We start from the raw sequence: 23,181 nt of genomic DNA, 5'->3' as shown, positions 1-23,181 counted from the left end.
TGGTCCGTTCTTCTGCGTAATCGCCCGCTGACGTGAGGCAGCCAGCTATACGCGACCTTGTCTCTGCGAGGCCCCTCGGTCGCCAGTGACCGCGGAAGCAAGCCCGCAGACACACCGCTGCCCGGCACCCTCCTGATACGAGGGTGCCGGGCAGCGGCGTCCTGCTAAGGCGGGCGTCAGCGCACGAACACCCCGGCCTGGCTCGCCAGGTCCAGGAAGTACTGCGGCGCCACACCGAGCACCAGCGTCACCGCCACGCCCACGGCGATCGCCGCCGTGGTCAGCGGGGACGGGACGGCCACGGTCGGGCCCTCCGGCCTAGGCTCGCTGAAGAACATCAGGACGATCACGCGGATGTAGAAGAACGCGGCGATCGCCGAGGAGATCACACCGACCACGACCAACGGGGCCGCGCCGCCGTCCGCCGCCGCCTTGAACACGGCGAACTTCCCGGCGAAGCCGGAGGTCAGCGGGATGCCGGCGAAGGCAAGCAGGAACACCGCGAAGACTGCCGCCACCAGCGGGGAGCGGCGGCCGAGTCCCGCCCACTTGGACAGGTGGGTCGCTTCGCCGCCCGCGTCTCGCACCAGCGTGACCACCGCGAAGGCGCCGATGGTCACGAACGAGTAGCCCGCCAGGTAGAAGAGGACGGACGACACGCCGTCCTTCGACGTGGCGATGACACCCGCGAGGATGAATCCGGCGTGCGCGATGGACGAGTACGCCAGCAGCCGCTTGATGTCGGTCTGCGTGATCGCGATGATCGCGCCGCCGAGCATCGTGATGATCGCCACCGCCCACATGACCGGCCGCCAGTCCCAGCGCATCCCGGGCAGGACGACGTACAGAAGACGCAGCAGCGCGCCGAACGCGGCCACCTTCGTCGCCGCCGCCATGAAGCCGGTCACGGGCGTCGGCGCGCCCTGGTAGACGTCCGGCGTCCACATGTGGAACGGCACCGCGCCCACCTTGAACAGCAGGCCCATCACGATCAGGGCGCTGCCGAGGAGCAGCAGTGCGTCGTTGCCCATGGTGTTGGCGAGCGCCGGGTCGACGTTGGTGACCGTGCCGTCGACGACCTGGGCGATACGCGCGTACGACACCGAACCCGCGTAGCCGTACAGCAGGGCGATGCCGAACAGTGTGAACGCCGAGGCGAACGCGCCGAGCAGGAAGTACTTGACCGCTGCTTCCTGCGACATCAGCCGCTTGCGGCGGGCCAGCGCGCACAGCAGGTACAGCGGCAGGGAGAAGACCTCCAGGGCCACGAACAGGGTCAGCAGGTCGTTGGCCGAGGGGAACACCAGCATGCCGGCGATCGCGAAGAGGAGGAGCGGGAAGGCCTCCGTGGTGGTGAATCCCGCCTTCACCGCAGCTTTCTCGCTGTCGCTGCCCGGTACGGAGGCGGCCTGCGCGGCGAAGGAGTCGACGCGGTTGCCGTGCGCGGCCGGGTCGAGGCGCCGCTCGGCGAAGGTGAAGAGGCCGACGAGACCGGCCAGCAGGATCGTGCCCTGCAGGAACAGGGCCGGGCCGTCGACCGCGATCGCCCCCATGGCCGCGATGTGCGCCTTGGTGGTGCCGTAGCCGTCGGCCGCCAGCGCGACCACCGCGGCGAAGGCGGCGCAGAGGGCTACGACGGATACGAACACCTGCGCGTAGTAGCGGGACTTGCGCGGAAGGAACGCCTCGATCAGCACGCCGATCAGCGCCGCACCGACCACGATCAGCGTCGGCGACAATTGTCCGTATTCGATCTTCGGTGCCGGGATCTTCGCGATCGGGTCGGCCGCGGTTGTCCACAGGCTGTGGACGGCTGTTGTGCTCACTTGGCCGCCTCCACCGAGGGCTTGGGGTCGGTCTTGTGTACGTCGGACATGGTCTGCTTGACCGCTGGATTGACGATGTCCGTGACGGGCTTCGGATAGACGCCCAGGAAGATCAGCAGAACGATCAGCGGGGCGACGACGACGAGTTCCCGCGCGCGCAGGTCGGGCATCGCCGAGACCTCGGGCTTCACCGGGCCCGTCATCGTCCGCTGGTACAGGACGAGGGCGTAGAGAGCGGCGAGGACGATGCCGAAGGTCGCGATGATGCCGATCGCCGGGTAGCGCGTGAACGTGCCGACCAGGACGAGGAACTCGCTGACGAACGGGGCGAGTCCGGGGAGCGAGAGGGTGGCGAGGCCGCCGATCAGGAAGGTCCCGGCGAGCACCGGGGCGACCTTCTGCACGCCTCCGTAGTCGGCGATGAGCCGCGAGCCGCGCCGGGAGATCAGGAAGCCCGCGACCAGCATCCACGCGGCCGTGGAGATGCCGTGGTTGACCATGTAGAGCGTCGCACCGGACTGGCCCTGGCTGGTCATCGCGAAGATGCCCATGATGATGAAGCCGAAGTGCGAGATCGACGCGTAGGCGACCAGGCGCTTGATGTCCCGCTGGCCGACGGCGAGCAGAGCGCCGTAGACGATGCTGATCAGGGCCAGTACAAGGATGACAGGCGTCGCCCACTTGCTGGCCTGGGGGAACAGCTGGAGGCAGAAGCGGAGCATCGCGAAGGTGCCGACCTTGTCGACGACCGCGGTGATGAGGACGGCCACCGGGGCGGTGGACTCCTGCATGGCGTTGGGCAGCCAGGTGTGCAGCGGCCACAGCGGCGCCTTCACCGCGAACGCGAAGAAGAAGCCCAGGAACAGCCAGCGTTCGGTGCTGGTCGCCATGTGCAGCGAGCCGTTCGCGCGGGCCTGCGCGATCTCCTGCAGGCTGAAGTTTCCGGCCACTACGTAGAGGCCGATCACCGCGGCCAGCATGAGCAGACCGCCGACCAGGTTGTAGAGCAGGAACTTCACCGCCGCGTACGACCGCTGCGTCGCGGCCGCCTCCTCGCCCTGTGCGTGGGCGCGGTCCCCGAAGCCGCCGATGAGGAAGTACATCGGGATGAGCATGGCTTCGAAGAAGATGTAGAACAGGAAGACGTCGGTGGACTCGAAGGAGATGAGCACCATCGCCTCGACGGCCAGGATCAGCGCGAAGAAGCCCTGAGTCGGCCGCCAGCGTCGGCTTCCGGTCTCCAGCGGATCGGCGTCGTGCCAGCCCGCGAGGATGATGAACGGGATCAGTACGGCGGTCAGGGCGATGAGCGCCACCGCGATGCCGTCGACCCCCAGCTCGTATCGCACCCCGAAGTTCTTGATCCAGGCGTGGGACTCGGTGAGCTGGTAGCGGGCGCCGCCGGGCTCGAAACGGACCAGGACGGTGATCGCCAGGGCGAGCGTGGCGAGTGAGACGAGCAGCGCCAGCCACTTGGCGGCGGTACGCCGCGCGGCCGGTACGGCGGCCGTGGCGACGGCCCCTACGGCCGGGAGCGCCGCCGTCGCTGTCAGCAGAGGAAAGGACATCGGTATCAGACCGCCCTCATCAGCAGGGTCGCGGCGACCAGGAGTGCCGCACCGCCGAACATCGAGACCGCATAGGAGCGGGCGAAGCCGTTCTGGATCCGGCGGAGTCGTCCCGACAGGCCGCCGAAGCCGGCCGCGGTGCCGTTGACGACGCCGTCGACCAGAGTGTGGTCGACGTAGACCAGGGAACGCGTCAGGTGCTCGCCGCCGCGCACGAGGACCACATGGTTGAAGTCGTCCTGGAGCAGGTCGCGGCGGGCCGCGCGGGTGAGCAGGGAGCCGCGCGGAGCCACGGCGGGAACGGGCTTGCGGCCGTACTGCGCCCAGGCGATGCCGACGCCGATGACGAGGCAGACCAGGGTCGCGCCGGTGACCGTCCAGGTGCTGACCGGGGAGTGGCCCTCACTGTGCCCGGTGACCGGCTCGAGCCAGTGCAGGAAGCGGTCGCCGAGGTTGAAGAAGAAGCCGCAGGCCACCGATCCCACAGCCAGCACGATCATGGGGATCGTCATGACCTTGGGCGACTCGTGCGGGTGCGGCTCCGTGTGCTCGCCGCGCGTCTCGGCGGCGGGCTCCACGCTCGGTTCGGCCGGGGACGGGGTGGGGGCGTTACGCCAGCGTTCTTCTCCGAAGAACGTCATCAGCATCACGCGCGTCATGTAGAAGGCGGTGATGGCCGCGCCGAGCAGGGCCACGCCGCCGAGGATCCAGCCCTCGGTGCCGCCCTTGGCGAAGGCCGCCTCGATGATCTTGTCCTTGGAGTAGAAGCCGGACAGGAACGGGAAGCCGATGATCGCCAGGTAGCCGAGACCGAAGGTGATGAACGTGATCGGCATGTACTTCCGCAGGCCGCCGTAGCGGCGCATGTCGACCTCGTCGTTCATGCCGTGCATGACGGAGCCGGCGCCGAGGAACAGTCCGGCCTTGAAGAAGCCGTGCGTCACGAGGTGCATGATCGCGAAGACGTATCCGATGGGGCCGAGGCCCGCGGCGAGCACCATGTAGCCGATCTGCGACATGGTCGAGCCGGCCAGTGCCTTCTTGATGTCGTCCTTGGCGCAACCGACGATCGCACCGAAGAGGAGCGTGACGGCGCCGACCACGGTGACGGCCAGCTGGGCGTCGGGGGCGGCGTTGAAGATGGCTCCCGAGCGGACGATGAGGTAAACGCCCGCGGTCACCATCGTCGCCGCGTGGATCAGGGCCGAGACCGGGGTCGGGCCCTCCATGGCGTCGCCGAGCCAGGACTGCAGCGGCACCTGGGCGGACTTGCCGCAGGCGGCGAGGAGCAGCATCAGGCCGATCGCGGTGAGCTTCCCCTGGGAGGTGTCGCCGGCGTGGCTGAGGACCGGGCCGAAGGCGAAGGTGCCGAAGGTGGCGAACATCAGCATGATCGCGATCGACAGACCCATGTCGCCGACGCGGTTGACCAGGAAGGCCTTCTTCGCGGCCGTCGCGGCGCTGGGCTTGTGCTGCCAGAAGCCGATCAGCAGGTAGGAGGCGAGGCCGACGCCCTCCCAGCCGACGTACAGCAGCAGGTAGTTGTCGGCGAGGACGAGCAGCAGCATCGCCGCGAGGAACAGGTTCAGGTAGCCGAAGAAGCGGCGGCGCCGCTCGTCGTGCTCCATGTACCCGACCGAGTACAGGTGGATCAGCGAGCCGACGCCGGTGATGAGCAGGACGAACGTCATCGAGAGCTGGTCCAGGCGGAAGGTGACGTCCGCATGGAAGCTGCCGACCGAGATCCACGTCCACAAGTGCTGCGTCATGGTGCGGTGTTCGGTGCTCTTGCCGAGCAGATCGGCGAAGAGTGCCAGGCCGATGACGAAGGAGACGAACGAGAGCAGCGTGCCGATCCAGTGGCCGACGCGGTCCAGGCGCCGGCCGCCGACCAGGAGGACGGCCGCTCCGAGCAGGGGCGCCGCGATGAGCAGCGCGATCAGGTTCTCCACGATTCTTCCGACCCCTTACAGCTTCATCAGGCTGGCGTCGTCGACCGAGGCCGAGTGGCGGGTACGGAACAGCGACACGATGATCGCGAGACCCACCACGACCTCCGCGGCGGCGACGACCATCGTGAAGAAGGCGATGATCTGGCCGTCGAGGTTGCCGTGCATCCGGGAGAAGGTGACGAACGCGAGGTTGCAGGCGTTCAGCATCAGCTCGATGCACATGAAGACCACGATGGCGTTGCGCCGGATCAGTACGCCGGTCGCGCCGATCGTGAACAACAGGGCGGCGAGGTAGAGGTAGTTGACCGGGTTCACTTCGACGCCTCCTCGGGCCGCTTGAACGTCGCCGGTTCGATCGCCGCACGCTCCAGGCGTTCCTGCGCGCGCTGCTCCAGCGCCCGCAGGTCGTTGAGCGCCTCCGCCGACACGTCACGGATCTGACCGCGCTCGCGCAGCGTCTTGCTGACGGTCAGCTCGGACGGGGTGCCGTCGGGCAGCAGGCCCGCGATGTCGACGGCGTTGTGCCGGGCGTAGACACCGGGGGCGGGCAGCGGCGGCACGTACTTGCCCTCGCGGACGCGCTGTTCGGCCAGCTCGCGCTGGGTCTTGGCGCGTTCGGTGCGCTCGCGGTGGGTGAGCACCATGGCGCCGACGGCGGCGGTGATGAGCAGGGCGCCGGTGATTTCGAAGGCGAAGACGTACTTGGTGAAGATGAGGGAGGCGAGGCCCTCCACATTGCCGTTCGCGTTCGCCTGGCCGGTGCCGGCGAACTCCTTCAGGGAGGCGTTGCCGAGGCCGGCGAACAGCAGGACACCGAAGCCGACGCCGCACAGAAGGGCCAGCCAGCGCTGGCCCTTGATGGTCTCCTTCAGCGAGTCCGCGGCCGTGACGCCGACGAGCATCACCACGAACAGGAACAGCATCATGATCGCGCCGGTGTAGACGACGATCTGCACGACACCCAGGAAGTAGGCGCCGTTGGCGAGGTAGAACACCGCCAGGACGATCATGGTCCCGGCGAGACAGAGCGCGCTGTGCACGGCCTTCTTCATGAAGACGGTGCACAGGGCGCCGATCACCGCGACGGTGCCGAGGACCCAGAACTGGAAGGCCTCACCGGTGGAGGTGGTGTAGGCGGCGAGCTGCGTCGTCATCGGCCGATCACCTTCTCCGAGGCCGGCTCCTCCTCGCCGAAGGTGGACGCCGCCTCCTGCGGGACCTCGCCCTTGGAGAGGGCGACCTGGCGGACCGTGCCGGGCGCGGCCTGCGTCACCAGGCCCCGGTAGTAGTCCTGTTCGTCGGTCCCTGGGAAGATCGCGTGCGGCGTGTCGACCATGCCCTCTTCGAGGCCGGCGAGGAGCTGTTCCTTGGTGTAGATGAGGTTGGCGCGGCTGGAGTCGGCCAGCTCGAACTCGTTGGTCATCGTCAGCGCGCGCGTGGGGCACGCCTCGATGCATAGCCCGCACAGGATGCAGCGGGCGTAGTTGATCTGGTAGACGCGGCCGTACCGCTCGCCCGGCGAGTAGCGTTCCTCGTCGGTGTTGTCGGCGCCCTCCACATAGATGGCGTCGGCGGGGCAGGCCCAGGCGCACAGCTCGCAGCCGACGCACTTCTCCAGGCCGTCCGGATGGCGGTTGAGCTGGTGCCGTCCGTGGAACCGCGGAGCCGTGGTCTTCTTCTGCTCCGGGTACTGCTCGGTCAGCCGCTTCTTGAACATGGCCTTGAAGGTCACACCGAAGCCGGCCACGGGGTTCAGGAAACCGGGCTTGGTCTCCTTGGGCTCCTCAGCCATCCGACGCCTCCTTTCCATCCGAAGATCCGTCACTGACAGTGTCCGTCCCGCCACTGACAATCAGCTCCCGCTCCCGGCGCGAGCGGCGCCTGGGCACCGGCGGCAGCTCCTGTCCGGGCAGCGGCGGTACGGGGAATCCGCCCGCCATCGCGTCGAATCCGGCCTGCTCGGGGGCGGGCTGTTCGGGCGTCTTGGCCTTCTCGCGGAACATGTCGGCGACGAAGGAGATCAGCAGCAGGGCGAGGACTCCGCCGCCCACGTAGAGGGCGATGTCGGCGAAGTTGTAGTGCTCGTTGCGCAGGGCCCTTACGGTCGCCACCAGCATCAGCCAGGTCACGGAGACCGGGATGAGGACCTTCCAGCCGAGCTTCATCAGCTGGTCGTAGCGGACGCGAGGGAGCGTGCCGCGCAGCCAGATGAAGAAGAACAGCAGCAACTGGACCTTGATCACGAACCAGAGCAGCGGCCACCAGCCGTGGTTCGCACCCTGCCAGAAGGAGCTGATCGGCCAGGGGGCGCGCCAGCCGCCGAGGAACAACGTGGTCGACACGGCCGAGACCGTCACCATGTTCACGTACTCGGCGAGCATGAACATCGCGAACTTGATGGACGAGTACTCGGTGTTGAAGCCGCCGACCAGGTCGCCCTCGGACTCCGGCATGTCGAAGGGGGCGCGGTTTGTCTCGCCGACCATCGTGACGATGTAGAGGATGAACGAGACCGGCAGCAGCAGGATGTACCAGCGGTCGTGCTGCTGCGCCACGATCGTGGACGTCGACATCGACCCCGAGTACAGGAACACGGAGGCGAACGCGGCACCCATGGCGATCTCGTAGGAGATCATCTGCGCGCAGGAGCGCAGGCCGCCGAGGAGCGGGTAGGTGGATCCGGAACTCCAACCCGCGAGGACGATGCCGTAGATGCCGACGGAGGCGACCGCGAGGATGTAGAGCATCGCGATCGGCAGGTCCGTGAGCTGCATCGTGGTGCGCGTGCCGAAGATCGAGATCTCGTTGTCGGCCGGGCCGAAGGGGATGACCGCGATCGCCATGAAGGCCGGGATGGCCGCGACGATCGGCGCCAGGACGTAGACCACCTTGTCGGCGCGCTTGACGATGATGTCTTCCTTGAGCATCAGCTTCACGCCGTCGGCGAGCGACTGGAGCATGCCCCAGGGGCCGTGCCGGTTCGGGCCGATGCGCAGCTGCATCCAGGCGACGACCTTGCGCTCCCAGACGATGGAGAACAGCACGGTCACCATCAGGAAGGCGAAGCAGAACACGGCCTTGATGACGACCAGCCACCAGGGGTCGCGGCCGAACATCGAGAGGTCTTCAGCTGCGAGGTACGGGCTCATCCCTCCACCTCCTTGGGGGCCACTTCGGCGGATGCCGCCGGGCCGATGCGGACGAGTGAGCCGGGCCGAGCCCCGGTGTCGGAGGCAACGCCGGCGCCGACGGAGTTCAGCGGAAGCCAGACCACGCGGTCGGGCATCTCGGTGATCTGCAGCCGGAGTTCGGCGGAGCCGGAGGGTCCGGTGACTGCGAGGACGTCGCCTTCCTTGAGGCCCGCCTCGGCGGCCGTCGCCGCCGACACGCGCGCGTGTGCGGCGTGCCGGGTTCCGGCGAGCGCCTCGTCGCCCTCCTGGAGGACGCCCTGGTCGAGCAGCAGCCGGTGCCCGGCGAGCACGGCCTCGCCGGCGGCCGGGCGGGGCAGCGCTTCTGCGGACTCCTGGGGGTCAAGGGCGCGCGGGCCGTCCCAGGGACCGAGCCGGTCGATCTCCGCGCGCGTGGTGCGCAGATCCGGCAGGCCCAGGTGGACGTCCATGGCGTCGGCCAGCATCTGCAGCACGCGCGCGTCGGTCGGTGCCAGGCGGCGGGTCATCTGGTCGGGCTTGAGGGTTGCCTCGAAGAAGCGCACCCTGCCTTCCCAGTTGAGGAAGGTGCCCCCCTTCTCGGCGACCGCGGCGACCGGGAGGACGACGTCGGCGTGCTCGGTGACCTCGCTGGGCCGCAGCTCCATCGACACCAGGAAGCCGACCCTGTCGAGTGCTTCACGCGCGCGTGCCGGGTCGGGCAGGTCGGCGACCTCCACCCCGGCGACCACGAGTGCCGACAGTTCGCCGGTGGCGGCGGCCTCCACGATGTGGTGGGTGTCGCGGCCGTAGCGCAACGGCAGTTCGGCCAGGCCCCAGGCGGCGGCGACCTCCTCACGCGCGCGTGGGTCGGTCGCCGGGCGGCCGCCCGGCAGCAGCGACGGCAGCGCGCCCACCTCGACGGCGCCGCGCTCACCGGCCCGGCGCGGGATCCACACCAGCTGGGCGCCGGTCGCGGTGGCGGCGCGTACGGCGGCGGTGAGACCGCCGGCGACCGCCGCGAGCCGCTCACCGACGACGATGACCGCGCCCTCGGTGCGCAGGGCCTCGGCGGCGCGCGTGCCGGGCTCCTCCAGGCCGACGCCGCTCGCGAGGGCGTCCAGCCACTCCGTCTCGGTGCCGGGCGCGGCCGGCAGCAACGTGCCGCCCGCCTTCTGCAGGCCCCGGGTCTCGTGGGTGGCCAGCGCGAACACCTTCTGCTTGCGCTTGCGCCAGGCCTTGCGCAGCCGCAGGAAGACGCCGGGCGCCTCCTCCTCCGACTCGAAGCCGGCCAGCAGGACCGCGGGCGCCTTCTCCAGGGAGGTGTACGTGACGCCCGTACCGTCGAGGTCACGGCCGCGGCCTGCCACCCGGGAGGCCAGGAAGTCGGCCTCCTCGCCGCTGTGCACGCGCGCGCGGAAGTCGATGTCGTTCGTGTCGAGCGCCACGCGCGCGAACTTGCTGTACGCGTAGGCGTCCTCGACGGTCAGCCGGCCGCCGATGAGGACGCCGGCCCGGGAGCGGGCGGCGGCCAGGCCCCGTGCGGCCGCCTCCAGGGCTTCCGGCCAGGAGGCGGGCTCCAGGTCGCCGTCGGCGTTGCGCACCAGCGGTGTCTCCAGGCGGTCCTTCTGCTGCGCGTACCGGAACGCGAAGCGTCCCTTGTCGCAGATCCACTCCTCGTTGACCTCGGGGTCGTTCTCGGCGAGCCGCCGCATGACCTTGCCGCGCCGGTGGTCGGTGCGGATGGCGCAGCCGCCGGAGCAGTGCTCGCACACCGACGGCGAGGAGACGAGGTCGAAGGGGCGGGAGCGGAAACGGTAGGCCGCCGAGGTGAGCGCGCCGACCGGGCAGATCTGGATGGTGTTGCCGGAGAAGTACGACTCGAACGGGTCGCCCTCGCCTGTGCCTACCTGCTGGAGCGCGCCCCGCTCGATCAGCTCGATCATCGGGTCGCCCGCGATCTGGTTGGAGAACCGGGTGCAGCGGGCGCACAGAACGCAGCGTTCGCGGTCGAGCAGTACCTGCGTGGAGATCGGTACGGGCTTTTCGTAGGTGCGCTTCTTGCCGTCGAAGCGGGATTCGGCGTTGCCGTGCGACATCGCCTGGTTCTGCAGCGGGCACTCGCCGCCCTTGTCGCAGACCGGGCAGTCCAGCGGGTGGTTGATGAGCAGCAGCTCCATCACACCGTGCTGGGCCTTCTCGGCGACCGGCGAGGTCAGCTGGGTCTTCACCACCATGCCGTCGGTGCAGGTGATGGTGCAGGACGCCATGGGCTTGCGCTGGCCCTCGACCTCGACGATGCACTGGCGACAGGCGCCGGCGGGGTCGAGCAGGGGGTGGTCGCAGAACCGGGGGATCTCGATGCCGAGCTGCTCGGCGGCCCGGATGACCAGGGTGCCCTTGGGCACGCTGATCTCGATGCCGTCGATCGTCAGGGTGACGAGGTCCTCCGGCGGGACCGCCGCTTGTCCCCCACCCGTGGGAGCACTGGTGGTCACGGTCATGCGTTCACCTCCGGGCGGTCCGCCCAGGCCGTCGACTTGGCCGGGTCGAAGGGGCAGCCCCGGCCCGTGATGTGCTGCTCGTACTCCTCGCGGAAGTACTTCAGCGAGGAGAAGATCGGGGACGCGGCGCCGTCGCCGAGGGCGCAGAAGGACTTGCCGTTGATGTTGTCGGCGATGTCGGCGAGCTTGTCGAGGTCGGACATGGTGCCCTTGCCGGCCTCGATGTCCCGCAGCAACTGCACGAGCCAGTACGTCCCTTCGCGGCAGGGCGTGCACTTGCCGCAGGACTCGTGGGCGTAGAACTCGGTCCAGCGGGTCACCGCCCGCACCACGCAGGTCGTCTCGTCGAAGCACTGCAGGGCCTTGGTGCCGAGCATCGAGCCGGCGGCGCCGACGCCCTCGTAGTCGAGGGGGACGTCGAGGTGTTCGTCGGTGAACATCGGCGTCGAGGAGCCGCCGGGCGTCCAGAACTTCAGGCGGTGGCCGGGCCGCATGCCGCCGCTCATGTCGAGGAGCTGGCGGAGCGTGATGCCGAGGGGGGCCTCGTACTGGCCGGGGCTCGCGACGTGGCCGCTGAGCGAGTAGAGCGTGAAGCCCGGCGACTTCTCGCTGCCCATCGACCTGAACCAGTCTTTCCCGTTTTTCAGGATCGCGGGAACCGAGGCGATCGACTCGACGTTGTTCACAACAGTCGGACAGGCGTAGAGGCCTTCCACCGCAGGGAAGGGGGGACGCAGCCGCGGTTGACCACGGCGGCCTTCGAGCGAGTCGAGCAGTGCGGTCTCCTCACCGCAGATGTACGCGCCGGCGCCCGCGTGCACGGTGAGCTGGAGGTCGAGCCCGCTGCCCAGGATGTTCTCGCCGAGGTAGCCCGCCGCGTAGGCCTCGCGCACGGCCTCGTGCAACCGCCGCAGAACGGGGACGACTTCACCACGCAGATAGATGAAGGCATGCGACGACCTGATGGCATAGCACGCGATCACCATGCCCTCGATGAGGCTGTGCGGGTTCGCGAAGAGGAGCGGGATGTCCTTGCAGGTCCCGGGCTCCGATTCGTCGGCGTTGACAACTAGATAGTGCGGTTTTCCATCACCCTGCGGAATGAACTGCCACTTCATTCCGGTCGGGAACCCCGCGCCGCCGCGGCCGCGCAGACCGGACTCCTTGACGTACGCGATCAGGTCGTCCGGTGACATGGCGAGCGCCTTGCGGAGCCCCTCGTACCCCTCGTGCCTCCGGTAGACGTCCAGAGTCCAGGACCGGTCCTCGTCCCAGAAGGCCGACAGCACGGGTGCGAGCAGCTTCTCGGGGCTCGTGTCCTTGACCTCGGGTACCACGGTCATCACTCCCCCTCCTCGGCGGTAGGCCCTGCCGGGTGGGCTGGGTCGGAGGCCGATGTGTCCAGCGGCGCGTCATGGGAACTGAGGTGCTCGGCCGGCGACGGCTCGTGCACCCTGTCCTGCGGTTCCTCACGGGGACCTCCGCGCGGATGGACCACGCGCGCGGGTGCGGCCTCTCCCCTTGCCAGGCGAAGGCCCACCAGCGACGCGGGTCCCGCACTGCCGCCCTCCTCGACGGCCCCGGGCCGCTCGTCGGGGAAGCCGGCCAGGATCCGCGCGGTCTCCTTGAACGTGCACAGCCGCGCCCCGCGCGTGGGCTGTACGGGCCGTCCCTCGCGCAGATCGTCGACCAGGCGCTTGGCGCTGCCCGGCGTCTGGTTGTCGAAGAACTCCCAGTTGACCATCACGACCGGCGCGAAGTCGCAGGCCGCGTTGCACTCGATGTGCTCCAGGGTGACCTTGCCGTCGTCGGTGGTCTCGCCGTTGCCGACGCCCAGGTGCTCCTGGAGGGTCTCGAAGATCGCGTCTCCGCCCATCACCGCGCACAGCGTGTTGGTGCACACGCCCACCTGGTAGTCACCGGAGGGCTTGCGCCGGTACATGGTGTAGAAGGTGGCGACGGCGGTGACCTCGGCCGTGGTCAGGTTCAGCATGTCCGCGCAGAACTGCATTCCGGTGCGCGTGACATGGCCCTCCTCCGACTGCACGAGGTGGAGCAGTGGGAGCAGGGCGGACCGGGAGTCCGGGTAGCGCGCGATGACCTCGCGCGCGTCCGCCTCCAGCCGGGCCCGGACGTCGTCCGGGTAGGCGGGCGCGGGCAGTTCGGGCATGCCCAGGCTGACGCCCCGCTCCGAAGAAGAGGTGGTCACCGGTCGACGCCTCCCATCACGGGGTCGATGGACGCGACGGCGACGATCACGTCGGCGACCTGGCCGCCCTCGCACATCGCCGCCATGGCCTGCAGGTTGGTGAAGGACGGGTCGCGGAAGTGGACCCGGTAGGGGCGGGTGCCGCCGTCGGAGACGGCGTGCACGCCGAGCTCGCCCTTGGGGGATTCGACGGCCGCGTAGGCCTGTCCCGGTGGGACGCGGAAGCCCTCGGTGACGAGCTTGAAGTGGTGGATCAGGGCCTCCATGGAGGTGCCCATGATCTTCTTGATGTGGTCGAGGGAGTTGCCGAGTCCGTCCGGTCCCAGGGCGAGCTGGGCGGGCCAGGCGATCTTCTTGTCGGCGACCATGACCGGGCCGGGCTGGAGCCGGTCCAGGCACTGCTCGACGATCCTGAGCGACTGGCGCATCTCCTCCAGGCGGACCAGGAAGCGGCCGTAGGCGTCGCAGCTGTCGGCGGTGGGGATCTCGAAGTCGTACGTCTCGTAGTCGCAGTACGGCTGTGCCTTGCGCAGGTCGTGCGGCAGGCCGGTGGAGCGCAGGATCGGGCCGGTGGCGCCGAGGGCCATGCAGCCGGCCAGGTCGAGGTAGCCGATGTCCTGCATGCGGGCCTTGAAGATGGGGTTCCCGGTGGCGAGCTTGTCGTACTCCGGGAGGTTCTTCTTCATCTTCTTCACGAACTCGCGGATCTGGTCCACCGCTCCGGGCGGCAGGTCCTGGGCGAGTCCGCCGGGGCGGATGTACGCGTGGTTCATCCGAAGGCCCGTGATGAGCTCGTAGAGGTCGAGAATCATTTCACGATCACGGAATCCGTAGATCATGATCGTGGTGGCGCCGAGCTCCATGCCGCCGGTGGCGATGCACACCAGGTGGGAGGACAGCCGGTTCAGCTCCATCAGGAGCACCCGGATGATCTTGGCGCGCTCGGTGATGTCGTCCTCGATGCCGAGGAGTTTCTCGACGGCGAGACAGTAGGCGGTCTCGTTGAAGAAGGACGTCAGGTAGTCCATGCGCGTGACGAAGGTGGTGCCCTGCGTCCACGTGCGGAACTCGAGGTTCTTCTCGATGCCGGTGTGCAGATAGCCGATGCCGCAGCGGGCCTCGGTGACCGTCTCGCCCTCGATCTCCAGGATCAGGCGGAGCACTCCGTGGGTGGAGGGGTGCTGGGGACCCATGTTGACGACGATGCGTTCGTCGTCGGCGCGGGTCGCGGACTGGACGACCTCGTCCCAGTCGCCACCGGTGACCGTGTAGACGGTGCCCTCGGTGGTCTCGCGGGCCGAGGCGGCCGACGCGGCGGATGCTGACTGCGTGCTCACGAGTACGACCTCCGCTGGTCCGGAGCCGGGATCTGGGCGCCCTTGTACTCGACGGGGATGCCGCCGAGGGGGTAGTCCTTGCGCTGCGGGTGGCCCTGCCAGTCGTCCGGCATCATGATCCGCGTCAGGGCCGGGTGACCGTCGAAGACGATTCCGAAGAAGTCGTAGGTCTCGCGCTCGTGCCAGTCGTTCGTCGGATAGACGGAGACCAGCGACGGGATGTGCGGGTCGCTGTCGGGGGCGCTGACCTCGAGGCGGAGCAGCCGGTTGTGGGTGATCGAGCGCAGGTGGTAGACGGCGTGCAGCTCGCGGCCCTTGTCGTGCAGGTAGTGGACGCCGCTGACGCCGGTGCACAGTTCGAAGCGCAGGGCCGGGTCGTCGCGCAGGGTGCGGGCGACGCGGACCAGGTGCTCGCGTTCGATGTGGAAGGTGAGCTCGTCGCGGTCGACGACCGTCTTCTCGATGGCGTTGCCGGGGAGGAGTCCCTGCTCCTCCAGGGCGCCCTCCAGTTCGTCGGCGACCTCGTCGAACCAGCCGCCGTAGGGGCGGGTCGCCGGTCCCGGGAGCCGGACCGAGCGGACCAGGCCTCCGTAGCCGGAGGTGTCGCCGCCATTGTTGGCGCCGAACATGCCGCGCTGGACGCGGATCTCCTCGCCGCCCTGGCCGCGCTGGCCGGGGAGGTTGGAGGCGGAGAGGTCCTTCTCGGGGTTCACCCCGTTCGCGGACCCGTTCACGCCGCCCGTGCCGTTGCCGTTCGCGTCGCTCACCGCAGCAGCCCCTTCATCTCGATCGTGGGCAGGGCCTTGAGCGCCGCCTCCTCCGCCTCACGGGCGGCCTCCTCGGCGTTGACGCCGAGCTTGGAGGACTGGATCTTCTGGTGGAGCTTGAGGATCGCGTCCATCAGCATCTCGGGGCGGGGCGGACAGCCCGGCAGGTAGATGTCGACCGGGACGATGTGGTCGACGCCCTGGACGATCGCGTAGTTGTTGAACATGCCGCCCGAGGAGGCGCAGACGCCCATGGAGATCACCCATTTCGGGTTGGGCATCTGGTCGTAGACCTGCCGGAGCACCGGCGCCATCTTCTGGCTGACCCGGCCGGCGACGATCATCAGGTCGGCCTGGCGCGGTGAGCCGCGGAAGACCTCCATGCCGAAACGTGCCAGGTCGTACCGGCCTGCGCCGGTGGTCATCATCTCGATGGCGCAGCAGGCGAGGCCGAAGGTGGCCGGGAAGACGGACGCCTTGCGCACCCAGCCCGCGGCCTGCTCGACGGTGGTCAGCAGGAAGCCGCTCGGCAGCTTTTCTTCGAGTCCCATGTCCTAAGGCCCCTCAGTCCCATTCCAGGCCGCCGCGCCGCCATACGTACGCGTACGCGACGAAGACGGTGAGCACGAAGAGCAGCATCTCCACGAGCCCGAAAATCCCCAGGGCGTCGAAGGTGACGGCCCAGGGGTAGAGGAAGACGATCTCGATGTCGAAGACGATGAAGAGCATCGCCGTCAGGTAGTACTTGATGGGGAAGCGCCCGCCGCCGGCCGGCGTGGGGGTCGGCTCGATACCGCACTCGTAGGCCTCGAGCTTGGCGCGGTTGTACCGCTTCGGACCGATCAGCGTGGCCATGACCACGGAGAAGATCGCAAAGCCTGCCCCGAGGGCTCCCAGTACGAGGATGGGCGCATACGCGTTCACCGCTCCTCGCTCCTCTCAGTCGGCGCTGACTGCTGGCGGTTGCACTGGTGCACTGAGCTCACTTCCGCCTCACCGGTCCCACGAGCCCCCGCCGTCCCGGGCGAAGATCGAGAACATGTGAAGCAGGTCACAAGCCCAGTTGCCACGCATCTTATGCCCGTCACTCTGTGATCTGCGACACGGCGTATTGCATGAGCTTTGTGATCTCCACCACCTGACGAAGGATCATGAAGTCGGATGATGAGTGATCTTCATACGCGAAGCGTTCAGTTGATCACGAGAAGTGACATTCTCGCCCGTCGCCGCAGGCCGGAGGGGTCGTCTCAATATCAAGAGGGTTCCGGTGCATGCAAATTGGCGCTGGACGTCAGCGCCTGATAGAGGAGCCGTTCACACATCAGGGGGAGGTGTGGGGTGCGGTGTGGACGGGGGTGCGGACGCGTGCACACATTCACGAGCTCCGCGCGCACAGGACGCCGCGCTTCCGGTGACCGTTCCGTGACCTCCGCCACATTGATGAGAGGCTCCTGAGAACCGGGCTTGGCCAACGACCCCAACCGGTGGTAGGCGTGGGGCAATTCGGACGTAATGATCAAAGGCCGTGATCAAGGCCTTGATCACCGACGTCCGCAATGTCCGTTACGGCGTCAATAAAGAGCGACGCACCCGGGATTTCAGGTCTCGATTGAGCAACTGTGGCGCAGCACACGTTTCTTGAAGATATGAAGGAGCCCCTGGTACCGGTTATTCCCATGTCCCACACCGCTCACATACGCAGCCACCGGAAGCCCCGCCGCAGCGCGTCGACCCTCGCGATGCGGGCCGGAGTTGCCGGTGGCGTCCTCAGCTCCCTGGCAGTCGCCGGGGCGTCCGGCTCGGCGAACGCGGCCGAGCCGGTGACGCAGACCCTCGAACTGCCCACCCTGACGGCCGACCTGGCCGCTCAGGCGGCCAAGTCCGCGGACGCCACCCAGCAGGCCGCCGCGAACTACCAGCTGCAGGCCGAGCGCGACGCGGCCGCCGCAAAGGCCGCGAAGCAGGCCAAGGCGGACCTCGCCGAGGCGAAGCAGAAGGCCGCAGAGGCCAAGAAGAAGGCCGAGGAGGCCGCCCGCAGGGCCGCCGCCGAGCGTGCCTCGCGCAACGCGACGCGTACGACGCTCGCCGCCACCGACAGCGGCAGCACCTCCACGAGCACGTCCACGGCCACCGGTTCGGCCGCGGCCGTCATCTCCTTCGTGAAGGCGCAGATCGGCAAGTCCTACGTCCTGGGCGCCTCCGGCCCGAGCGCCTACGACTGCTCCGGCCTAGTGCAGTCCGCCTTCAAGCAGATCGGCGTCAGCCTGCCGCGCGTCTCCCAGGACCAGTCGACCGCCGGCACGCAGGTCTCGCTGAGCAACCTGCAGCCGGGCGACATCCTCTACTGGGGCAGCGCGGGCAGCGCGTACCACGTGGCGGTGTACGTCGGCGACGGTATGTTCGTCGGAGCGCAGAACCCGTCCACCGGCATCGTCGAGAAGCCGCTGTCGTACGACCCGCCGACCGGCGCCGTGCGGGTGCTCTGAACACACCTCGCACCTCTCACCCGCCTGTCACGCGCACAGGGCCGCAGCCGCTCGGGGGCAGCGGCCCTTGCGTCGTTCCCGGCATCTCACAGCGCCGCTCCTGACATGCTCTGCTCGGGCCGCCGTCCGGCGGTCCGGCCACGAGCGAAGGAGACCGCGTCATGCCACGCGTGTTCGTACAGGGAAGGCCCGCCGACCACTACCCCCGCCACGCCCCCGAGGCCGGGCGCGGTGCGGTGCGCCGGATCACCGAGGTCGGCGAGGAGGTCCTGCACAGGCCGTGCCGGGACGTCACGGAGTTCGGGCCCGACCTCGCCGCACTCATCGACGACATGTTCCTCACCCTGTATGTCGCCGAAGGGGCGGGACTTGCGGCGAATCAGGTTGGGGTCGATATCCGGCTGTTCGTGTATGACTGCCCCGATGACGGGGGTGCCCGACATGTCGGACACATCGTCAATCCTGTGCTAGAAACGCCCACGAGCGGGCGACGGTTGCTGGACGAGGGCGAGGGCTGCCTCTCGGTGCCGGGTGCCGTGATGGCCGTACCGCGGCCGGACCGGGCCGTCGTGCGCGGGCAGGACAAGGACGGCAACCCCGTGGTCATCGAGGGCACGGGGCACTTCGCGCGCTGCCTCATCCACGAGACCGACCACACCAACGGGTACATCTACCTGGATCGGCTCTCCAAGCGGGAGAAAAAGGACGCGCTGCGGCAGATGGCCGCCCGGCGGGACGAGGTGTTCGCCCGCCGGGCCGCCAGGGCGGAGGAGTTGAGCCCGGCCCGGTAGGGGCTCAGGCCTTCGGGGCCACCTTGCTCAGGCCGTTGATGATCCGGTCCATCGCGTCGCCGCCCGTGGGGTCGGTGAGGTTCGCCAGGAGCTTGAGGGTGAACTTCATCAGCATCGGGTGTGTGAGGCCGCGCTGGGCCGCGATCTGCATGACCTTCGGGTTGCCGATGAGCTTCACGAAGGCACGGCCGAGGGTGTAGTAGCCGCCGTAGGTGTCCTTGAGGACGCGCGGGTAGCGCTGCAGGGCGATCTCGCGCTGTGCGGGCGTGGCACGCGCGTGTGCCTGCACGATGACGTCGGCGGCGATCTGGCCGGACTCCATGGCGTAGGCGATGCCCTCGCCGTTGAAGGGGTTCACCAGACCGCCGGCGTCACCGACGAGCAGCAGGCCGCGCGTGTAGTGGGGCTGGCGGTTGAAGGCCATGGGGAGGGCGGCGCCGCGGATGGGGCCGGTCATGTTCTCGGGGGTGTAGCCCCAGTCCTCCGGCATGGAGGCGCACCAGGCCTTGAGGATCTCGCGCCAGTCCAGCTCCTTGAAGGAGGCGGAGGTGTTCAGGACGCCGAGCCCGACGTTCGACGTGCCGTCGCCCATGCCGAAGATCCAGCCGTAGCCGGGCAGCAGCCGGTCCTGGGGGCCGCGGCGGTCCCACAGCTCCAGCCAGGACTCCAGGTAGTCGTCCTCGTGGCGGGGCGAGGTGAAGTAGGTGCGCACCGCGACGCCCATCGGGCGGTCCTCGCGGCGGTGCAGGCCCATCGCGAGGGACAGGCGGGTGGAGTTGCCGTCGGCGGCGACGACGAGCGGCGCGTGGAAGGTGACCTCGCGCTTCTCCTCGCCGAGCTTGGCGGTGACGCCGGTGATGCGGCCGGTGCGGTCGTCGATGACCGGGCCGCTCACGTTGCAGCGCTCGTACAGCCGCGCCCCCGCCTTCTGGGCGTTGCGGGCGAGCTGCTCGTCGAAGTCGTCGCGCTTGCGGACGAGTCCGTAGTTCGGGTAGGCGGCGAGATCCGGCCAGTCCAGCTGGAGGCGGCTGCCGCCGCCGATGATGCGCAGGCCCTTGTTGCGCAGCCAGCCGGCCTCCTCGGAGATGTCGATGCCCATGGCGACGAGCTGCTTGACCGCGCGCGGGGTGAGGCCGTCGCCGCACACCTTCTCGCGCGGGAACTCGGTCTTCTCCAGGAGCAGGACGTCGAGGCCGGCCTTGGCGAGGTGGTACGCGGTCGTGGAGCCGGCCGGCCCCGCGCCCACGACGATCACGTCGGCGGTGTTCTCGGAGAGGGGCTCGGTCTCGACGGTCACGGCGGGATCTCCCCAAGTTCGAAATGTATGTGCCGACCGGCACTGGACATGGGCAGTCTATTCAGCAGAATTGATCACCCGGCTGAAGGGCTGCCCTGTGAACCGACCTCTACCCGCGGTACAGCTGCGCGTTCCCACCCACGAGGACGCGATCGCCTGACACCGGGTCTTCGACGACCCCGAGGTCATGGAGTTCTACGGCGGCAGGCCGGCCGCGCTGTCGGTCTACGAGGAACTCACCGCCCGGCAGCGGCGGCACGATGCGGAACTCGGCTTCTGCCTGTGGACCATGCTGGACGGGTCCGGCGAGGTCATCGGCTTCACCGGAGCGCAGCCCTGGCGGCCGGACTGGGGCCCGGTGGGCGCGATGGAGATCGGCTGGCGGCTCGGCCGCGCGCACTGGGGCAAGGGGTACGTCACCGCCGCCGCACGCGAGACGCTCGAGCGGGTGCGGGTGGCCGGGATCAAGGAGGTGGTGGCGATGGTCCGGCCGGGCAACGAGCGGTCGATCGCGGTGACCCGGCGGCTCGGCATGGAACCGGCGGAGACCTATCCGCACCCCACACTGGACGAGCAGGCCCTCTGCTTCCGGCTCCGCCTCGATAACGAGCCCCGCGCCGATCACGCGCCCCACGCCGATCACGCACCCCGTATCCGTCACGCAGAGTAGCCATCTGTCACAGAAAGACACCGACTCCTTCCGGCCCGGGCTCACGGGAGTTACCCTTCCAGTACCGCTGGGGGTGACATCTGTGCGCATAACACCCAAAACACCCGAAGTGCGCGTGCCGCGGCTGGTCGGACTGATGGCCGTGGACGCGCGCGAAACGGCCCGGGCGCAGGGCCTGTTCCTCAATGCGCCGGACCGCCCGGACTTCCACCTCGCGGTCGTCGACTACGTCGTACGCCAGTACCCGCAGCCCGGTGCCGAGGTGCCCCGGGAGTCCATGGTGTACGTGTGGTTCGACTTCGGTGAGGGAGAGGGCGGCGGGGGCGTGCGCGAGCCACGCATCCCGAGGCCGCCCGCCGGTGGCCTCCAACGCGAACTCGGTGAGCCCGGTGACGCCTTCGAGATGATCAACCGCTGAGACCCCGCCCGCCGAGCCCGCCGCGGCGGCCCGTAAAAGGCCTCAGCTCTCCTTGAAGCCCCGGTGCAGCGCTACCACGCCGCCGGTGAGGTTGCGCCAGGCCACCTTGGACCAGCCCGCCTTGCGCAGCCGTTCGGCGAGGGCGGGTTGGTCGGGCCAGGCGCGGATGGACTCGGCGAGGTAGACGTACGCGTCCGGGTTCGAGGACACCGCCCGCGCGACCGGCGGCAGCGCCCGCATCAGGTACTCGGTGTAGACGGTCCGGAAGGGCGCCCAGGTCGGGTGCGAGAACTCGCAGATCACCACGCGCCCGCCGGGCCGGGTCACCCGGTACATCTCCCGCAGCGCCGCGTCCGTGTCCTGCACGTTGCGCAGCCCGAAGGAGATCGTCACGGCGTCGAAGGTGTCGTCCTTGAACGGCAGCCGCGTCGCGTCGCCGGCCGTGAACGGCAGCCAGGTGTGCTTCTTCTTGCCGACCTGCAGCATCCCGAGCGAGAAGTCGCACGGGACGACGTACGCGCCCGTGCGCGCGAACGGCAGCGAGGAGGTGGCCGTACCGGCGGCCAGGTCGAGGACCTTCTGCGCGGGGCGCGCGTCGACCGCCTTCGCCACCTCCCTGCGCCACACCCGGTCCTGGCCGAGCGACAGCACGTCGTTCGTCAGGTCGTACCGTTCCGCCACGTCGTCGAACATCGAGGCGACTTCGTGCGGCTGCTTGTTCAGGGAAGCGCGGGTCACGCCGCCCATTGTTGCAGCCCGGTCTCACGGCAGGAGCCTCGGCTTCCTCCGCGCCGCGACATCCTCCACCCAGTCGCACAACAGGACGAAGACGGCGATCAGGAGCCAGCTGATGCCGAACATGAACCACTGGCTGTCCAGGGGCAGGTACCTCTCGAAGGCGGGCACGTTCCAGAACCGGTCGATCAGCGGGACGGCCAGGACCAGGGCGATCTCGTTCCAGAGCTAGATCGTCATCGCGCGCGTTGAAGACGGTGACCGTGCGGTCCAGCCGCCGGAACCGGGTGAGCCGGGCGAAGCCGATCCGGAAGTACGTCTGCGCCCACATCAGCAGCGTCACGAAACCGGCCGACCAGAAGGCCTCGGCGAGGGGGGTTCTCGTCCAGGTCGTACGTCCCTGAGTCGGCTTGGTGCGGGAAGGCGTACCAGGCGCCGTAACGCAGTGCGGCGCACGACAGGACGCAGACGAGCGCCGGTCTCGTCCGCCGCAGCACCCCGTCGCGGTGGGCGAAGCCGAGGATCCAGCAGAAGAGGTACGTCGACGGGTCCCACAGGGCGCTGCCGAAGTCGACGCCCGCCCACGCCTCCTACGCCCTCTACGCCCCCTATGTCAGCGCCACCGAGGCGTCGGACACCGACTCCGCCGGTTCGCCGTCGACGTACAACCTGACCTTCGTGATCTCCGACGGCGGTGGCTGCACGCCCAGGTGGAAGGGCACCGAGAAGATCGGCGACCCGGCCGTGAAGTCCCGGACACCGCGCCTGAAGAAGGACGGTGCCGACGTCCGTGTCTCCTTCGGCGGAGCCTCCGGCAAGGAGCTCGCCGCGACCTGCGACAGCGCCGTGGACCTGGCCGCCGCCCACGGCAGGGCGCTGGACGCGGCCGGCTCCAGCCGGGCCGACTTCGACATCGAGGGCGACGAACTGACCGACTCCGCCTCCGTGGCCCGGCGTTCGCAGGCGATGGCGAGGCTCCAGAGGCAACGGCCGGAACTGAAGGTCTCCTTCACCCTGCCGGTCACGCCCTCGGGCCTCGACTCCGACGGCCTCGCGCTGCTGGCGTCCGCGAACACGTACGACGTCCAGGTCGCCACGGTGAACGTGACGACGATGAACTACGGCGAGTCGTACACCGGTGACATGGGCGACGAGGCCGTCAGCTCCGCCGAGTCCGCGCACGCCCAGTTGAAGAAGGTGTTCGGGCTGTCCGACGCGGGCGCCTGGCGGGGCATGGCGCTCACCTCGATGAGCGGGGTCGACGACGTGGCCGGGGAGACCTTCGCCCTCGCCGACGCCGCGCAGGTGCGGATGTTCGCCCAGGAGAAGGAGATCGCCTGGGTGTCGATGTGGTCCACCTTCCGCGACCGGCAGTGCGAGGACGGGGCGAGCGGGCAGCACGACGCGGCGACCGACTGCAGCGGGGTCGAACAGGGCTCGGGGGGTCGGAGAGGCGTTCGCGGGCTGAGCCGGAG

The 23,181-nt window shown here is 69.0% G+C and carries 19 protein-coding genes and 3 pseudogenes; 5 read left to right on the top strand and 17 right to left on the bottom strand.

The features are described 5' to 3' along the window. Window positions 1-176: 176 nt before the first annotated feature. Genes nuoN through LMU33_RS34840 form a run of 14 tightly spaced genes read right to left on the bottom strand, consistent with a single transcriptional unit; the run spans window position 177 to window position 16,233 of the window. The gene (nuoN, locus tag LMU33_RS34905; protein ID WP_228624997.1) at window positions 177-1,826 is read right to left on the bottom strand and encodes an NADH-quinone oxidoreductase subunit NuoN; all 1,650 of its coding nucleotides are present in this window, start codon (window positions 1,824-1,826) and stop codon (window positions 177-179) included. Next, window positions 1,823-3,394, bottom strand: coding sequence for an NADH-quinone oxidoreductase subunit M (locus LMU33_RS34900; protein WP_228624995.1), 1,572 nt, complete (start codon window positions 3,392-3,394; stop codon window positions 1,823-1,825). The genes nuoN and LMU33_RS34900 overlap by 4 nt, the downstream gene beginning before the upstream one ends. A 5-nt stretch (window positions 3,395-3,399) precedes the next feature. Next, a complete protein-coding gene (gene nuoL / locus LMU33_RS34895) occupies window positions 3,400-5,346 on the bottom strand; it encodes an NADH-quinone oxidoreductase subunit L (RefSeq protein ID WP_228624993.1) in 1,947 nt (648 codons plus the stop codon). A 15-nt stretch (window positions 5,347-5,361) separates the two neighbouring features. Beyond that, on the bottom strand, window positions 5,362-5,661 hold the full coding sequence (gene nuoK, locus LMU33_RS34890; protein ID WP_023547474.1) for an NADH-quinone oxidoreductase subunit NuoK: 300 nt from the start codon (window positions 5,659-5,661) through the stop codon (window positions 5,362-5,364). Continuing rightward, window positions 5,658-6,500: an NADH-quinone oxidoreductase subunit J gene (locus tag LMU33_RS34885; protein ID WP_228624991.1), complete on the bottom strand. Its 843-nt coding sequence runs from the start codon at window positions 6,498-6,500 to the stop codon at window positions 5,658-5,660. Before LMU33_RS34885 ends, nuoK begins: the two co-directional genes overlap by 4 nt. Further along, the gene (nuoI, locus tag LMU33_RS34880; protein WP_055703804.1) at window positions 6,497-7,138 is read right to left on the bottom strand and encodes an NADH-quinone oxidoreductase subunit NuoI; all 642 of its coding nucleotides are present in this window, start codon (window positions 7,136-7,138) and stop codon (window positions 6,497-6,499) included. Before nuoI ends, LMU33_RS34885 begins: the two co-directional genes overlap by 4 nt. Further along, window positions 7,131-8,495 carry an NADH-quinone oxidoreductase subunit NuoH gene (nuoH, locus tag LMU33_RS34875; protein WP_228624989.1) on the bottom strand — a complete coding sequence of 455 codons (1,365 nt, stop codon included), beginning with the start codon at window positions 8,493-8,495 and terminating at the stop codon, window positions 7,131-7,133. The genes nuoI and nuoH overlap by 8 nt, the downstream gene beginning before the upstream one ends. After that, window positions 8,492-10,996, bottom strand: coding sequence for an NADH-quinone oxidoreductase subunit G (locus tag LMU33_RS34870; RefSeq protein WP_228624987.1), 2,505 nt, complete (start codon window positions 10,994-10,996; stop codon window positions 8,492-8,494). Before LMU33_RS34870 ends, nuoH begins: the two co-directional genes overlap by 4 nt. Next, the gene (gene nuoF / locus LMU33_RS34865; protein WP_249814637.1) at window positions 10,993-12,339 is read right to left on the bottom strand and encodes an NADH-quinone oxidoreductase subunit NuoF; all 1,347 of its coding nucleotides are present in this window, start codon (window positions 12,337-12,339) and stop codon (window positions 10,993-10,995) included. The genes LMU33_RS34870 and nuoF overlap by 4 nt, the downstream gene beginning before the upstream one ends. Then, on the bottom strand, window positions 12,339-13,205 hold the full coding sequence (nuoE, locus tag LMU33_RS34860; protein ID WP_228624983.1) for an NADH-quinone oxidoreductase subunit NuoE: 867 nt from the start codon (window positions 13,203-13,205) through the stop codon (window positions 12,339-12,341). The genes nuoF and nuoE overlap by 1 nt, the downstream gene beginning before the upstream one ends. Beyond that, window positions 13,202-14,542: an NADH-quinone oxidoreductase subunit D gene (locus LMU33_RS34855; RefSeq protein ID WP_228624981.1), complete on the bottom strand. Its 1,341-nt coding sequence runs from the start codon at window positions 14,540-14,542 to the stop codon at window positions 13,202-13,204. The genes nuoE and LMU33_RS34855 overlap by 4 nt, the downstream gene beginning before the upstream one ends. After that, entirely contained in the window at window positions 14,539-15,309 is a 771-nt protein-coding gene (locus LMU33_RS34850; protein WP_228624979.1) for an NADH-quinone oxidoreductase subunit C, read from the bottom strand. The genes LMU33_RS34855 and LMU33_RS34850 overlap by 4 nt, the downstream gene beginning before the upstream one ends. After that, window positions 15,306-15,860 carry a NuoB/complex I 20 kDa subunit family protein gene (locus LMU33_RS34845; RefSeq protein ID WP_007383964.1) on the bottom strand — a complete coding sequence of 185 codons (555 nt, stop codon included), beginning with the start codon at window positions 15,858-15,860 and terminating at the stop codon, window positions 15,306-15,308. Before LMU33_RS34845 ends, LMU33_RS34850 begins: the two co-directional genes overlap by 4 nt. Window positions 15,861-15,873: 13 nt before the next feature. Then, window positions 15,874-16,233, bottom strand: a complete 360-nt coding sequence (locus tag LMU33_RS34840) for an NADH-quinone oxidoreductase subunit A (RefSeq protein WP_003992243.1) — start codon at window positions 16,231-16,233, stop codon at window positions 15,874-15,876. Window positions 16,234-16,985: 752 nt separating this feature from the next. On the opposite strand from LMU33_RS34840, the gene LMU33_RS34835 reads away from it, so the two are divergent. Further along, the gene (locus tag LMU33_RS34835; protein WP_228624977.1) at window positions 16,986-17,795 is read left to right on the top strand and encodes a C40 family peptidase; all 810 of its coding nucleotides are present in this window, start codon (window positions 16,986-16,988) and stop codon (window positions 17,793-17,795) included. A 161-nt stretch (window positions 17,796-17,956) separates the two neighbouring features. Continuing rightward, window positions 17,957-18,586, top strand: a complete 630-nt coding sequence (gene def, locus LMU33_RS34830) for a peptide deformylase (RefSeq protein ID WP_228624975.1) — start codon at window positions 17,957-17,959, stop codon at window positions 18,584-18,586. Between the two features lie 4 nt (window positions 18,587-18,590). Here the strand turns inward: def and LMU33_RS34825 are convergent, their stop codons facing one another. After that, complete coding sequence (locus LMU33_RS34825; RefSeq protein WP_228624973.1) at window positions 18,591-19,883, bottom strand: geranylgeranyl reductase family protein; 1,293 nt, start codon at window positions 19,881-19,883, stop codon at window positions 18,591-18,593. Between the two features lie 97 nt (window positions 19,884-19,980). On the opposite strand from LMU33_RS34825, the pseudogene LMU33_RS34820 reads away from it, so the two are divergent. Continuing rightward, window positions 19,981-20,553: pseudogene (locus LMU33_RS34820) on the top strand (GNAT family N-acetyltransferase). Window positions 20,554-20,662: 109 nt separating this feature from the next. Next, window positions 20,663-20,971, top strand: coding sequence for a PASTA domain-containing protein (locus tag LMU33_RS34815; RefSeq protein WP_228625056.1), 309 nt, complete (start codon window positions 20,663-20,665; stop codon window positions 20,969-20,971). A gap of 42 nt (window positions 20,972-21,013) precedes the next feature. On the opposite strand, the gene LMU33_RS34810 is transcribed toward LMU33_RS34815, so the two are convergent. Both LMU33_RS34810 and LMU33_RS34805 read right to left on the bottom strand, forming a co-directional pair. Next, window positions 21,014-21,709, bottom strand: a complete 696-nt coding sequence (locus LMU33_RS34810) for a demethylmenaquinone methyltransferase (RefSeq protein ID WP_228624971.1) — start codon at window positions 21,707-21,709, stop codon at window positions 21,014-21,016. Window positions 21,710-21,733: 24 nt separating this feature from the next. Beyond that, window positions 21,734-22,275, bottom strand: a pseudogene (locus LMU33_RS34805) (acyltransferase family protein); the annotation flags it as partial. Here LMU33_RS34805 and LMU33_RS34800 point away from each other — a divergent pair. Then, window positions 22,229-23,174, top strand: a pseudogene (locus LMU33_RS34800) (chitinase). The pseudogenes LMU33_RS34805 and LMU33_RS34800 sit on opposite strands and share 47 nt — an antisense overlap. The last annotated feature ends 7 nt before the right edge of the window (window positions 23,175-23,181 follow it).

Source organism: Streptomyces barringtoniae (assembly GCF_020819595.1).
Taxonomy (GTDB): Bacteria; Actinomycetota; Actinomycetes; order Streptomycetales; family Streptomycetaceae; genus Streptomyces; species Streptomyces barringtoniae.
The sequence above is the reverse complement of the archived record's forward strand: the minus strand, read 5'-3'. Positions and strand labels throughout refer to the sequence as shown.